Genomic DNA, 15,107 nt, shown 5'->3' with positions numbered 1-15,107 from the left:
CTCTTTCGAACCCGGTCGCTCACTCAACGTACTGACGAATGATCATCCTGCTTTTCAGCAGGAAAACCTTCCTTTAATACTAGTGTGAGACTTGATACTTTCGCTTCCGGCAGACCCCGAAGAGTCCACCGGCGCGTCGCGCATCAAGCGCCCACACTTATCGGCTGTTAATTTTTAAAGATCGAGTCCGCATTCACCACCGAACCGCCGCCCACTTCAACTACCCGGCACCGCTTCGTTCTGCGTCGCTGCATCAGCAGCAGAGAAACGAGATTATGGAGAACGACCGACAGGTCGTCAACCCCCTTTTGTGAATTTTCTTTTGACCAAGTGGCTTTTGACGCCGAAACATGCGCCCCACCATATGTAGCAAGATCGACGGAAAGTCATCCGGTCGTGCGGGAGTGGCCGACATAGCCTATAGTGAAGAGCCTGCATACGCGCACGACGAGCAGTTGAAGTGCTGCCTTCTGCCCCCACCTGAACTTACGGATGACAGGCGATGAAGGGACCCTGCGACAAGAGCGCATGACAAATTGGTGCGCTCATAATGCGCGCGAAGGCGCAAGCTCGTATATAATGCGAGCCGCGCGAATTTCGCACATTTCTATCGGCCCGCTTCGCGCGGGCTCATCTTTTTTGCTCCCCAGAGCACAGCCAAACAACCGCGTTGAGTCACTCAGGTGATGTTGAGCCATGCTCGAAACGCCTGACGGTAGCGTCTTGCGTCTCATAGCGAAGCCTCTAGAGGAGAATACGTGAACCCTTTTGATCGCGAAGATTCGCAACACGAAACTGCCGGATACACCGCCAAGGCGCCCGCTGGCCGTACAGCCAAGGGCAAAGGCGCAGGCAAAGCGATCCCCGTAGCGGCTGAACTGCCGCCGCAACAAGCTGAAGAACGCCAGCGCCAGATGCGCGCGCTGATCCAGTTGGGCAAGGAGCAAGGCTACCTGACCCACGCGCAGATCAACGACCACCTGCCCGACAACTTCGCGCAGACGGCGGCGATCGACAGCATCGTCAGCGCCTTCAACGACATGGGCGTGCAGGTCTACGAGCAGGCTCCGGATGCGGAAACGCTGCTGCTCAACTCGAACGCCCCCGCCGTGGTGTCGGACGATCAGGCAGACGAGGAAACCGAAGTCGCGTTGTCGACCGTCGATTCCGAGTTCGGCCGTACGACCGACCCCGTGCGCATGTACATGCGCGAAATGGGCGCAACCGAGCTGCTGACCCGCGCGGGCGAAATCGCGATTGCGAAGCGCATCGAAGACGGTCTTCACGAAATGGTGCAGGCGATTGCCGCTTGCCCGCTCGCGATCTCCGCCATTCTGGCGAGCGCCCAACAGGTCGCGGACGGCGAACTGCGTATCGACGAACTGGTCGACGGTCTGAATGAAGACACGGTTGCGGCGGAAGAAGAAAGCGCGAGCGCGGACGCAGCTGCCGACGTCGACGCAGACGCCACCGATGACGACAACGATAGCGAAGACGACGACGATGCCGGCCCGGCCGACTCCTCGGCAGCAGACGAAGCACGCCTGAAGCAACTCACCAGCGATTGCCTGGAAATCTTCGCGCAAGTCGGCATTCTGTCCGACCAGCAGAACGCCTCGCACACGCGCGGCGACGTCAGCTCGAAGGCTTACCTGCGCGCCCGCGAAGAGATCCAGCAGCACCTCGCCAAGATCCGCTTCACGGCACGCACCATCGACCGCTTGTGCGGCGACGTGCAACACCAGGTCGCGCAAGTTCGTGCGATCGAACGCCGCATTCTGCAAATCGTCGTGACGAAGAGCGGCATGCCGCGCGAGCAGTTCATCGAATCGTTCTCGGGTCATGAAGCCGACCTGGGTTGGACCGAGCGTGCCGCGCGCGGCACGTCGACGTACGGCGCGGCGCTGGAGCGTCACCTGCCGGCAATCCAGTCGGAACAGCAGAAGCTGATCGACATCGAAGCAACCGTTTCGCTGCCGCTCAAGCATCTGAAAGAGATCAATCGTCAGATGGTCGCGGCCGAGTCGAAGATGCGCAAGGCCAAGAGCGAGATGATCGAGGCGAATCTGCGTCTCGTGATCTCGATCGCGAAGAAGTACGTCAACCGCGGCATGCTATTCCTCGACCTGATCCAGGAAGGCAACATCGGTCTGATGAAGGCGGTGGACAAGTTCGAATACCGCCGCGGCTGGAAGTTTTCGACGTATGCAACGTGGTGGGTTCGTCAGGCTGTGACGCGCTCGCTCGCCGACCAGGCGCGCACGATTCGCGTGCCGGTGCACATGATCGAAACGATCAACAAGCTCAACCGCATTTCGCGCGAGATCCTGCAGCAGACCGGTCAGGAAGCTCATCCGTCGGTGCTGGCAGAACGCATGGAACTGTCGGAAGAGAAGGTGCGCGGCATTCTGAAGATCGCCAAGCAGCCGGTGTCGATGGAAACGCCGGTCGGCGACGACGGCGACGCCACGCTCGGCGACATGATCGAAGATTCGGCAGCTTCCTCGCCGGCCGACGCAGCGATGCAGGCCGACTTGCGCGCCGCTATCGACGACGCGCTCGACTCACTGTCGCCGCGTGAAGCGAAGGTGCTGCGTATGCGTTACGGCATCAACACGAAGTCGGACCACACGCTCGAAGAAGTCGGCAAGCAGTTCGACGTCACGCGCGAGCGGATTCGTCAGATCGAAAGCAAGGCCATGCGCAAGCTGATGCATCCGAGCCGCGCAGATCGCCTGAAGTCGTTCCTCGACCGCTAAACCAAGCCGGTCGTTGCGCTTGTCGTGCGTCATGCACGGCAAGCGCATCTCCCTCTCCCCATTTCAAACAAGCAACGAGATGATCCCGCCAATGGTGATTCCCGCTGCCAGCCAACGCCCAGCCGTGTAGAACGCATTACGCTCTTCATGAGGCTGATCCGGGCGTTCGAGACCCAGCGTACCGTATGCAAACGCCTTGACCGCCGAGGTGTCGGTCGTTGATGCGCTCTCCCCCGCTGAATCGCTTACTTCACCGTCCTGAATCGCATTGCCCTCTTGCGCCGCCGTCGCTGCGCCTTCGGCGGAGATGTGAACGGCGTCGTCCTGTTCGGATGTATTCGACGCAACAGTCTGCGTGGCCGTGTCGTCCGCGTTGTCCGTTACGGACCGGCTCTTCATCATCGCGCGATCCGATTCCGGCAGTGTCGACGACAGCGCACTGTCGATTTGCATGGCAACCTCCGTTTATTTCGCTCACCGCATGCGCCGCCCCCAGTTCGCCGTGGCAATGAGAACACAATGCTTGCACACGGCGGTTCGACGCACGACCGCTTACAAGACCTATCGACGGCAGTAAGCAAAAACTTGAGCGCCGGAAAGAAACGGTAAGCTCCATCGGATGCATTGCGCCTGCCCGAAACGTATACGACGGCTGCGTGCGCAACACGCGGTTCTACAGAACGAATTCCATAGGTCGATTTGTTGTCCACAGAAACTGTTCAGAAGCCTGTGGATATCCTGAGCAAGAGTCACCCAACTCGTTGAGCGCATTGATTTTCACATCTACGCTTCCGACAGGTCGCACGGCTCACGGCTTCCCGCACATTGCCCGAACCGCCGCCCATTGCTGCGCCGTCAATGCACTTTCGCCGGCCGGCGATCCCTGATTCAGCGTTTCCCGGTCGAGCGTGCGCGGATGATCCGACAGAAATTCAATCGCACCGCTGGCGCTGCCATTACGCTTCTCAGTCAACGCAAAAAATCCCGCGAGCCCATCGCTGCGCAATCCGCTCGCTTGCAGATAGGCAACGCCGTTCGCATCGGCGAGACGTTCCATGTCACGGCTATACGACAAACCCACTAATCGACCCGCCAGCGAAGAGACGTCTGCGAAACCAAGATGGATGCCCAGGGTTGTGCTGATCAGCGTGATACCGGCGCTGCGAAACAAAGCGGTCAACGGATCGCGCCGCGCGATATGTCCCGTCTCATGCGCCATCACACCGGCCAGCTGATCGGGATTGTCGACGCGCTGGAACAGGCCGCGCATGATGATCATGCGTGCACCAGGTAACGTGAGCGCATTGACCGTCTTGCTGTCGATGACCACCACGCGTACCGGCTGCGCGATCCCCGCCGCGTGAGCGAGGCGCGCTTCGAGTTGTTCGAGCGCGCGTTGTCCGTCGTCGCCGTGGCACACCTGATGTTTGCCAACCACGACCGACTCCACCATCTCGCCAAGCCGGTTTTCCACGCTGCGCGGCACAAGCGCCGCGCCAGCCGCGGGGAGTCGCACGACGAGTACGAACGCAAGCGCCAGCGCCACTGCGCCGATCGTGATCCAGCCCAGATAATGCCAACGCTGCCTGCGCGGCGCCGTCATCTGCACAGGTAGTGCAACGGCATCGGCCAACACGCGGCCCGGTTCGCCTTTGCACGACAAAACGACTCTGCCTTCCGGGTCGGGCTCGCCGACGATCAGCCGCGCCCGCGGCCAAACCGCCAGTTCACCCTCAACACCGTCAATCGACAGAAACGCCTCGCTCCAGCGCAGCGTTGCTACGTGAGGCGCGGCGGTATGGCCGTCGTAATAGCGCGTGCCGGTCGGCACTGAAGGCTCCACAACCGCGTCAGAACGCGCCGCCATGGTCGAGCAGGTTCAACATGCCTTCGCCCGTGCGCGGCAGCGGCTGATCGCTTTGACCGAGCGTCTGCGGGTCGAGTTGACCGGACACCTGCAGCGTATCGGCTGCGAAGCGCATCACACGATGCAGCACGATCGGGAAACCCAGACCCAGCGTAAAGACGATGATCGCCAGATTGCCCAGCATCATTCCGAGCAGACGCCCGGCGGTAATGCTGCTGCCGAAGCGCAGTTGCGTGCCAAGCGTCGTATTGCCCATGACATGGCGCGTCACCAGCGCCAGATAGAAGCACTGGATCAGCAACGCGCCGACGATAAACAGCACGTAGAACAGGAATATCGAGCCGAATGCGGCGAACGCGGCGGGATCATGGGCCTTCAGCGGTGCATGCCCGATGGGCAGGAACGCCGTGATGCTCTTGAGGAAAACTGCCCCGAGCACGACGAACAGCGCGACGATGCCCAAAAACGTGCCGACGAATGCGCCATACAACGCACGTGCGCGGCCTTCAAAATGAAACGGCAGGCTGCCGAAACTGCTCGCGTTGATGCGTCGCTCCGCAAGGCGCATGGACACCCACGGCACCATCTGTCCAAGCGTGACGATGCACAGGAGGCCATACAGCAATGCGTACGCGCCGTAGACCCACGACGAGCCGGTCATGCCGCCGCGAATCCCACACCATTGGGTGCGGCTCAGGCGGTAACGCTGCGCGCTGAAATACGCCCCTGCTGCGATCACCGCGATCACGACGTAGAGGACAATGATCGGCACGAGAGCCAGTGCCGCGCTCCCTGTGACGGCGCGCAGAATCGCGCTAAGAATGCCTGCACCGACAATCGCGCCAAAGATAATCGCAATCGCCAGTAGAAAACCTTTGAACAGTTCGCCGCCCGTTCCGGTGTACTCGAATCGCTCACCTTGAAAACGCATGCGCGACCAGATATATCGGCGATTATTCGTAGTCGCCCAAAAACGATAAATGCCAAGCGTGATGATCTGCAGCAACAGATTTTTGATGAATATCCCGTACAACTCTCCAAGCTTGCCGTCATAGGTCAACAGCGGCTGCTTCTGGTCGAGTGAGTTCATTTTTTCTTCCCCCGGCTGGCAAATATACGTTTTTGAGGCCCGCATGCGCATAAGCGCATATGCATGGCGGGCGAGTGGTCTTTCCTTTGCAAAACTGACTACGACAGCGTGAAAATTTGAAATCCGGCCTGCAAGAGAGCAACTGTTTTACGGCATCACGAATGTTTTCACGAGCGTCAGCTCGCCCGGCTTACGCATCGGCACCCGAATGGTTTCGCTCTTTTCGTTCGGCGTGTTCTCGTTCGTGATGATCGTCACCTGCGCGACGGTCATATCGCTGCCGCTGTTCCCGCTGCCGTAGTAATTCACGTAGACCAGATACGTGCCCTTCAACGGCGCCGCCGACGAGTAAATCTCCGGCCCGTAGCCGGTCGTCACATCCACGTCTAGCGCGCCGCCGTTCGGCGCAACGCGATCGCCATACCAGGTGTGCACGCCGTCCGGCGACACCACGTGCAAGTCCAGATCGGTGCCGTCGGTGTCCCATGCAAGCACTACGCGTAACTTGGGCTGTGTCTTGCCGCTGTAGGCGTCGTAAAACTGCACGCGTTTGCGCGAGCCATCCGGCGCCCGCAGTTCCACGCTGTTGCTGCCGGACGGAAACGCGTAAGGCCGCGAAAACTTGCCGTCTTCCTCAACGCGCTGCGGCAACGGCGTGCCGTCGACCACCAGCGTGCCTACCGTGGTGCCCTTCTTCTTCGGCGTGTTACGGATCTGCCCTTCGATCAGCGCAAATTTCGACTGCCCTTCCGGCGTCGATACCGACACCGCCGGGTAGTGCACGTCCTGCGTATAGCGCTCGCTGTCGCCGCTGGTGTTGCGCCAGCCGTTCAACGGCGCGCCGAAGTCGATATCGCTCGCGTGCGCCACTGTCGCAGCCTGCAAACAGGCGACGACGAGCACCATCCAGCCAGCCTTCACCCACCCCGTCGTCTTGACCTTCATCGTCACTGCTCCCATCCCGCTGTCAGAGTCGCTCGCTTTTCACGAGCTGCAGGTCGCCGATCTTACGCAGCGGCACGACCATCGTTTCACGCCGCTCGTTCGGCGTGTTTTCATTGAACACCAGCGTCAACGTCGCGGTAATCACGTCGCGCTCGTGCGCGGCGGCGTCGAAGTTGTAGCCTGTCGAATCGAAGTTGCCCCAGTAGTTCAGAAAGAACAGCCACGTCCCGTGCTCGGGCGCCGCCGACGAAAATATCCCCGGCCCCGCGCCGTCCACCGAATCGACATCGAATCCGCTGCCGTCTTCGAGCGTGGGATTGGCAAAGAACGCGTGCAGACCGTCCGGCGTGATCACGTGCAGATCCACCTGCGCTTTCGGATCGTCCCACGTGACGATCGCGCGCAGCTTCGCCTGCGGCTTGCTGCGGTCGGCTTCGTAGAACTGCATGCGCTGGCGCTGCTTGCCGTCGGCGGAAATCAACTCGATGCTGTTCGAGCCCGCGCCGAATGCCCACGGGCGCGCGAATGCGCCTTCGTCGTCGGTATAGAGCGGCGTTGGATTGCCGTTGACGACCAGCGTGGGCGGCTTGCGCGCGTGTTTGTCGATGTGTTTCAGGCGCCCTTCGATCAGCGTGCGATAGCGTTGCGCGCCGCGGTCGACCGGCGGCCGGGGATACGCCGCGACGAAGTGCTCGCCTTCGTTCGTCAGCCCGCTGTGACGCCAGCCGCCGAATGCACCGGTGAGGTCGGCGAGCGCGCCGCCATTGCCGTCCGCGCCGGCGGCTTGCACATTCGTCGCCATACTCGCGGCCAGCACAGCCGAGGCCACAGCAATTGCCATGTGAACGCGAACACCGCGCGCACGAGGCGCCGAGGTAACTGCCACGCGAACGCAAACTCGAACTCCTTGCATAAGAGGTGCCAAGGCAACGGCCGCAGGAATTCGAACGCGCCGCATCACAGGAAGCGCACGGACCACCGAGTAAAGCGAGCGCGAGACGGAGTTCATTGGATCGGATTGTCGGTACGAATCAGCGTGCGCGCGGTACGTTCGACGAAGTCTTCATCGAGGCCACGCGGATGATGCTGGAACGCGAGGTGGATATATTCATGCGCCAGAGCGATACGATCTTCTTCGCTTTGCAGGCGATATACGTACACGCGATTGCGCTGCGCATCGGCATACGGCCGACCTTCGCGCACCGCGCACACGGCGGGCAGATCGGGCGTCTCGTAGCCGGCCGCGCCGTCCATGCGCCGCGCCCACAACGGCGCGTTACGTTGCAGCCATTGCTGCGCGCCGGCCACCTGGATGCAATCGCCGGACAGCGGGCTCTCGAACGACGTCAAGGTCGCTTGCGGCCAGGTGCGCGAGAGAATGGTGTCGAACGTGAGGCCGGTTTGCGCGGACGCCTTCGCGGCGAGCCAGCTCATCTGACCGGGCGCGGCCTTGTCGTGGTGATACTGAACCGGCACGCCGGTGAGCACCAGCGCGTCGGTCAGATCCGCGGCACGACGCGCGGCAGCGGTCGGCACGCGCGGCAGGACGCGCTGCGTGCTGCTGCTGTCGTCGATACGGAAACAGCCGTGATCGTGATTACCGTGCTGCACGACGTAGGACCGCGCCGCTACCGCCAACGCCTTGGCTGCTTCCGGTTGGCTCGTGTCGCCCTCCCGCTCGACCACTCGCGCGACGTAGTCGTTCATGCCGAAGCGGCCGACCACTTGCGGTGCGCCTGCAGCGTCGCGATCGAGGCGCAGTTCGCCGCGGCTTTCCACACGCGCCCAGTTGCCATTGACGAAACCGATCCGGAAATCGCCACGCAGCGGACCGTCCGGCACCGCGGCCGAACCTTTGTCGCCGAGCACCTGGCGAATCGGATAGCGGCTGAAGAAGTCGACCAGTACGCACGCGTTGTCGTCCGGTACGGTGACTTGTGTGAGCAACGGCGCGATGCGCGGCGCAACGGCCGCCAGCACGCGCGCGCTGCCGCCGGCGCCACCGAGCCATACCGGCGTGCCATCGGCGAGCCAGCCTGCCGCGCCGCCAATCGAGGCGCCGGGCCGCGCGGGATCCGGCATCGTCCATGTTTTGGCGCGCAGCAGGCTGCCGTATAGCGACACAGTGCCCTCGCCGCGTCCGCTGGTCAGCACCGACACCAGCGTGCTCGCCGCCGCTTCGCGCGGCTTGGCCGGCATCGCCTGCAATGCGGCGAGCAAGTCGGTCACGGACACGCGGCGCGTCGGCGTCATCGCGTGAAGGTCGCGCAACCACGCGGGTGCATGCGCGGCCGTCCAATATTTGCGCCAATCGGCGGGATCGAGTTGCAGGCGTGCGGGCTCGAAAAAGCGTCCGCATGATTGCACCAGCGCATGTTCGCGGTCGATGTGACCGCCCGTCATGCAGCAATACACTTCTTCAGGATCGCCGCCGCTGCAGGTGTAGTCCGGCGTGGCGATATTGCGATCGACCAGATAGCCGTAGACGAACAGCTTCCACACGCTGCCGAGCGGCGTTTCCAGCGTCGCCGACAAGGGACTTGCCGACTGGGGCGCGAGTCCGTCTGCAGCGCCGCCGGCATTGAACTGCCAAAGCTGCGATTGACCGTCGCGCAACCAGGCGAAGCGGAGCATTTGCGCCGAGGACGCAACGGACGACGAGGTTAGCGATGTGGTTGACGTCGAGCTTGGCGATGAGCTGGGCGACGACATTGCCGGCGCATTTAGCGATGAGCTCGGCGCAGACCTTGACCCAGCAGCCGGTGACGCAGTCGACGACGCCATCGCCACACCCGCGCCACTAAAAACACACCCCACTCCCACGGCGAGCGCGACCCGCAGCGTAGCTGCCAGACGATCGCGCGAGTGCCGAAGAGCGGAGAACATAGCGGTCTCGCTTACTGAATACGCAGAGTCGTCACACGATCGCTCTTGCCGCCTTCGAACGCCTTGGCGTCCGGCTGATACATGCGGAAGTAGCGTGCGGGCGGCAACGCGAACGTACCCGGCAACGCAAAGCGCACCAGTTGCCGCAGCGTCACAGGACGATCGAGCAAAGGCACCGGCTGGTGATAGGCCAGCTCGCCCATCTCATACGAAGCGGCACGCGCAAACGGCTGCGGACCGCTTACCCCTTCCTTCTCGCCAGGCAACCCGTCGATCGACACGCCCCAGCTGGTCGCCTCCACATCGCCGCCCGGCGGCAGCGGCACGTCGAGCAGACCGTAGTGGTACGCATTGCCGGAGCGCGGTGTGAGCGTGACTTCGTCGACGTACAGCGCATTGCTGTCGATCGCATCGCCCTGCTTGACCAGGCGCGCGGTAAATGCCGAGCGACCCAGTTGGCTCTCGGCGCCACCCGCCTTCTTCGGATCGACCTTCACTTCGAGCGGCTCCAGCTTGTAGAAACGACGTTCGACGGTGATGTTCAGCCGGCTGTCCTCGCTCGTATGACTGCGGAACGAAACCAGTGCATTGACGTCGGTGCGCGCACCGCCTGCATCGAGCGTGGCCGGCAAAGCAGCGCCGGTCCACTTCCACAGCGGCGTGCCAGTCGGCGTCGCAGCGCGCGTCCAACCCGCACCTTGCAGCGACGGCAGCGAAGCCGGCGCCGTGTCGCCGCCGAGCGCTTTACGCACCCACAGCAACGTCAACGCACGATCGAGCGTCGGGTAGTCGGCGCTGCTCTTCGCGAGCAACGCGGAAGCATCGATCGCCGCCCCACCATCGCCGCCCGTCATATAAAGCAAACTCTGCACGAGCGGCGCGGGATCGTTGGCCAATGCCGTGCGTGCGGCACTCGCCGCAGCATCGAAGCCGTCCGGAAGTTGAGCACTCGTGCTACGCGCGATGTTGGCGACCAGCAGCGTCGCCATCTGCTTGCCACGCGGCGAATCGGCTTGCGCAAACACGATGCTGTCCGACGCGCCATAGGTGCCGTTGCGTGCAGGGGTCGAAGCATTGGCCGCAGCCGCTGCATCGCTTTGCAAGTCCGCCGCAACGCCCGACACCGGCGTCGCGACCGGCAGGCTCATCTGCTGCATGAACCACAGCGCCAACGCACGATGCAGCAACGGCTCTTTCGCACCAGCGTCGCGATAGACGTCCATTGCATGCTGCCAGTTGTCGGCAGGCAGCGTAATGCCGAGGCTGCGGCTCGCGAGCCAGTCCGCGTAATACGCGTAGGCGGTGATCAGCGAACTGCCGCCGGTTGTGTCGCCCCACCAGCCGAACGTGCCGCCGACACCGGCCAGCATCGCCAGACGTTGGCGCTGATTGCGCAACAGCGCTTCGAGCCCTTGCGTCGAGCTGGCGTTATCACCACGGCCGATCGCGTCGTGTGCGAGCGCCAAAGGAATCAGGCGGCTCGACGTCTGTTCGGCACAGCCGTACGGATAGTTGATCAGATCGTCGGCGACACGCGCGAATTGGCTCGCGGCACTGCCGATGAAACGCACGCTGACGTCCTGCGCATCTTGCGGCAGATTGAGCGGCTTGTTCGAGCCGTCGAGCGCCACCGTGTTCTGATGCAGATCGAGCCAACCGCTCGCATCGAGCTGGATGGTGGTCTGCAGGCGATCCACATCCTTACCCGCCCGGCGCAAGCTCGCGTTGATCACCCCCGCCTTCAACGCGCCGGTCGGCAGACGCAGGTAGTTCGCGCCGCGCTTGAGCGTTACCTTCTGGTTCAACGAGAGACCGCCACCGTCGACCACCCACTCGGCGTCCATATCCGCGTCGGTTTGATTGAAGGCGATCATGTCGATGGCCGGCTGATCGTTGACGCGGAAATGCGAAGGCCCGCTCCACTTGAGATACAGCGCCTTATCCGAACGCACATACGCGGTACGTTGACCGACCATGCCGTCCGGTGCAGCCGCGCGCACGGTGACGCGCCAGCGGGCCAGCGAGTCCGGCATCTTGAAGGTCATGGTGGCGTGACCGTTCGCGTCGGTCTTCAACGTACCTTCCCACGCAGCCGTGTCCTGATCGTCACGACGCGGCCGTTCGAGCACTTTTACGCCGCGCTCGTTGTAGTTGGCGCGTTGCGGGCCGCCTGGCGCACCCTTCAACGGCGAGCGCGCGAGGTCGTACGTAATGAACGACAGACTCGACGACGTCCGCACATTGTTGCGGCGCGGATGATAGAAAAAGTCGACGATATTCGGTGCGATCTCCGGCTGCAGCACGTAGACCATTTCATCGACCACGCTGACCGTCAGATTCGCCGCTTCCGGCTTGCCGTTCAGCGTGCTGTCGAAGTTGAGCGTGACCGTATCGCCCGGACCGTACACCGGCTTGTCGCTCTTCACGTTCAGTTCGATCTGCGGTTGCGCGACCACGATGCCCGCGTTCTGGAACACGTATTCGCCGGCATGCACATACAGCACCGAGAACGTCATGTTCGGCGCGAATGCTTCGCCGACCTTGATGCGCGCCTTCCATTGCGACGGCGCTACGCGTTGCAGTTGCAGCCAATCGCCGCCGGCTGTCAGCAACGCGCGATGTTCGACGTTGTCGCGCTCCAGCGTCAGGAGAGCATCGTCGACCGGCATCGGGAATGTAATCAGCGCTTCGGCGGTATCGCCGATCTTGTACCTGTCGCGATCGAACACGATCTCGACGCTACCCGGAATCGCCTTCAGACCATCGCCCGCCACCCAATGACTTGTAGCCGCGAGCAGGTTGCCCGTGTCGTCCTTGACCGACAGCATGTACGAACCCGGTTCGTCGAATTGCACCGGGAACGACAGCTTGCCGCCTGCCGTCGCGCCTTTGATTGCGCCTTCGCCATGAGTCTGCGATTCAAGGCGCGTCCATTCCCACTTGGCCGGCGCATGCGAAGACGGATCGATCGTGCCAAGCGCTTGCAGATCGAAATTGACCGCTTCCTTCGGCTGCGAAAACGACTTGGCAGTCGACAAGCGATACGGCGTCGCGCCGCGTGCGATCAATACCTCACGTGTCACACGTACCTTGTAGGCCGCGCCGTCCTGCGCGAATAGCGTCAGCGCATAGCGGCTTGGTTCTTTAGCAGCGGGCAGCGTGAGACTCGCGTTACCGTCGCTATCGGTTGTGAGTTCCTGCTGTTCCAGCTTGACCGGAAACAGCCCTGCATAGCGCAGTTCACCATCGACGATCGTTACTTTCTGCGCGCGCAGCGTGACCGAAACCTTGCTGTCGCGCACCGGCTTGCCATCCGGATAGCGCAACTGGATCTTGCCCTTCAGTTGCTCGCCGGTCGCATAGTCGGCTTTATCCATCGACAGGTTGACGTCGAAATGCGGTTTCACATATTCGGCGACGCGAAATGCGCTGCCGTATACATCGCCGTTGTAATCGAAGCGCAGCGTATAGCCACCGGCGGTGGCATCGGCGGGCAACGTGAAGGACGCATCCGCGCCCGTATCGGAAGCAAAATGCACCTTGCTGGTCGCCACCGGTGCGCCGTTCGGATCGAGCACGTCGAGCTTGATATCGGCTTCTGCAGGCGCGGTGGATTGCGTTGCGTTCTGGAACGTGCGGCCGATGAACTTCACATGCACTGCGTCGCCCGGCCGGTACATCGGACGATCGGTCACCGCGTAGATCTTGGTGTTGTAGATCTCGCTGTCGTAGTAGAAATTCTCCGAAACGAACACGCCGCCTTGCGGATCGGTGCCGAGCACGTAGCTGCGCTCGGGGCTCACGTGTTGCAACACCAGTGCGCCATCGCTGCCAGTGGCGCCGCTTTGAAGCACGCCTACGCCGTCGGTCCAGTTCACGTCGGTATTCGCCACCGGCTTGCCGTTATCGCGCCGCGCCGTCCATACCAGCATGCCGCTCGACGCCGCTTTCACAACCGCAACCGTGTCAGATACGAACAGCAAGGTATGCGCGCGATAGTTGCCGATCACCGCCTCGACGATATACAGCCCCGGCGGCAGCTTGCCGACCGGAATCATCACGTTGCCCGAGCTCGCTTCGATGAAGTTACTGCTACTGCCTTCGAGATTGACGCCCTTCGGCGGCTGGATCACCTTCGCGTCCCAGATCGGATAGCGGAAGCGCGCGACCATGTCATAGCCCTTCAGCGGCGCGAACTGCGAGTTCTGCTGGAATTGCGTCTGCTTGCCGGTCTGCTCGCCGAGCTTGAATTGCGGCTGGGCTTCGGTCGCCTTGCTGCGCGTCGCGAACGAGAGCACACGTTGCCAGGCGCGGCGCGCTTCGGTGAACCAGCGGTCCCACAGATAAGCCAGCGTATTCGCGAGGCCTTCGCCCTGATAATTCGGCGCGACGTTCAGGCGATGCAGATTCTTCTGCGCCTTCAAAAAGTCCAACGGCTTCGGCACGCGATACACGACGATGTCCGCGCCGCCGTACGCTTGCAGCGCATCCTTGAACTCGCGGCCGGGCGCCTCCAGCCGCACCTGCGCCAACTGATCGCTGCCGAAGCTCGTGTCCGAGAGCAGGAAGAATGGCTGGCCGTCGACCTTCTGCGACGCGAAATTACTCGATGGCGCTGTTTGCAGCGTCGGGTTCGCTGCGATGTTGGCATCGGCGGCGCTGCTCGAGGCGGCGTCGTCGGCGTAGGCCGTTGGTGCAATGGCGAGCGTCAAGGCCGCGAAGAGCGCGACCGCGGTGACGCCTGCACGACGTTTCAGGTTGCCGAGCCAGGCGCGCGACGCAGTGACGGAGTTCATTCGGGTCATGGTGTCAGAAAGTCCAAACGAAACACGCCAACGAAATTCGGATTGCCGTCGAGCGGCTGCCAGCGGGAATCTTTCCATTGCATCAGGTCGGAGACGGCCACGGCGCGCAGACCGGTATCGGTCGGCGTAACGGTGCCTGTGTGATAAGCGATGTAGCGATCCAGCCAGATCATCAGATGCTGGTCGTCGCCCTGGTCGAAGAACAGCAGATCGCCAGGCAGCGCCTGGTTCACGTCCTTCGAAACAAAACGGCTATTGCGTTGAATCAGGGCGATCGCCGATGCGTACGCGCCGGTGGACCCGTCGAGTTGTGTCCAGCGATTCGCGATTCCGCGTTGCGACGTGGACAGTTGCAGCTCGGGCGGCATGCTGCTGGTGTCCGCGAGACTGGTCATGCCGTTCGCGCGCAGCCATTTGGTGTCGTGCGGTTTGAGCGTTTCGCCGACGGCAAAGCGCACGAGGCCTGCGCAATCGCGCTGCGTCCAGCGCGGCGTCGGGCCGCGGCGCATTTGCTGGTCGACGATGCGCACGAACCACGCGCGAAATGCGGTGGATTGCTGCGGCGAGAGCGCGTCGGGGTCGGGCGATGCGGTTGTGCTGGTGAGCGCGTTGGCATAGGGCGCGAGGCTGGCCATCACCAACGCGGAGGCTGCGCGAGCCACCCAGGCGCGGCGCGACGTGCAAGCCGTATCAGGCATGCGCGGCGTAGCGCCCGTAGCTGCAGTGGCGGACGTCGCGAACGCCACGTCGGGGAC

General features: G+C 62.5%; 9 protein-coding genes. 1 reads left to right on the top strand and 8 read right to left on the bottom strand.

The window, feature by feature from the left end; all coding sequences use genetic code 11:
- Positions 1 to 758 precede the first annotated feature (758 nt).
- A complete protein-coding gene (gene rpoD, locus KHO33_RS04725; RefSeq protein ID WP_200561613.1) occupies positions 759 to 2,759 on the top strand; it encodes an RNA polymerase sigma factor RpoD in 2,001 nt (666 codons plus the stop codon).
- A 63-nt stretch (positions 2,760 to 2,822) separates the two neighbouring features.
- On the opposite strand, the gene KHO33_RS04720 is transcribed toward rpoD, so the two are convergent.
- The 8 genes from KHO33_RS04720 to KHO33_RS04685 all read right to left on the bottom strand — a co-directional run bounded on the left by KHO33_RS04720 (position 2,823) and on the right by KHO33_RS04685 (position 15,050).
- On the bottom strand, positions 2,823 to 3,212 hold the full coding sequence (locus KHO33_RS04720; RefSeq protein ID WP_054040200.1) for a hypothetical protein: 390 nt from the start codon (positions 3,210 to 3,212) through the stop codon (positions 2,823 to 2,825).
- 355 nt (positions 3,213 to 3,567) lie between these two features.
- Positions 3,568 to 4,626 carry a M48 family metallopeptidase gene (locus KHO33_RS04715; RefSeq protein WP_211629146.1) on the bottom strand — a complete coding sequence of 353 codons (1,059 nt, stop codon included), beginning with the start codon at positions 4,624 to 4,626 and terminating at the stop codon, positions 3,568 to 3,570.
- On the bottom strand, positions 4,610 to 5,716 hold the full coding sequence (locus KHO33_RS04710) for a YjgN family protein (protein ID WP_200561609.1): 1,107 nt from the start codon (positions 5,714 to 5,716) through the stop codon (positions 4,610 to 4,612). The genes KHO33_RS04715 and KHO33_RS04710 overlap by 17 nt, the downstream gene beginning before the upstream one ends.
- 147 nt (positions 5,717 to 5,863) lie before the next feature.
- Positions 5,864 to 6,661, bottom strand: a complete 798-nt coding sequence (locus tag KHO33_RS04705) for a YfaP family protein (RefSeq protein WP_200561607.1) — start codon at positions 6,659 to 6,661, stop codon at positions 5,864 to 5,866.
- Positions 6,662 to 6,683: 22 nt separating this feature from the next.
- Positions 6,684 to 7,463, bottom strand: a complete 780-nt coding sequence (locus KHO33_RS04700) for a YfaP family protein (RefSeq protein ID WP_054040212.1) — start codon at positions 7,461 to 7,463, stop codon at positions 6,684 to 6,686.
- A 203-nt stretch (positions 7,464 to 7,666) separates the two neighbouring features.
- Positions 7,667 to 9,295, bottom strand: a complete 1,629-nt coding sequence (locus KHO33_RS04695; protein WP_200561605.1) for a DUF2300 domain-containing protein — start codon at positions 9,293 to 9,295, stop codon at positions 7,667 to 7,669.
- A gap of 263 nt (positions 9,296 to 9,558) precedes the next feature.
- Positions 9,559 to 14,352 (bottom strand): alpha-2-macroglobulin family protein, encoded by a 4,794-nt coding sequence (locus KHO33_RS04690; protein ID WP_200561604.1) that lies wholly within the window; start codon positions 14,350 to 14,352, stop codon positions 9,559 to 9,561.
- On the bottom strand, positions 14,349 to 15,050 hold the full coding sequence (locus tag KHO33_RS04685) for a DUF1175 domain-containing protein (RefSeq protein ID WP_054040210.1): 702 nt from the start codon (positions 15,048 to 15,050) through the stop codon (positions 14,349 to 14,351). The genes KHO33_RS04690 and KHO33_RS04685 overlap by 4 nt, the downstream gene beginning before the upstream one ends.
- Positions 15,051 to 15,107: the final 57 nt, after the last annotated feature.

It is taken from the genome of Paraburkholderia nemoris (genome assembly GCF_905221015.1).
Classification (GTDB): Bacteria; Pseudomonadota; Gammaproteobacteria; order Burkholderiales; family Burkholderiaceae; genus Paraburkholderia; species Paraburkholderia nemoris.
The sequence above is the reverse complement of the archived record's forward strand: the minus strand, read 5'-3'. Positions and strand labels throughout refer to the sequence as shown.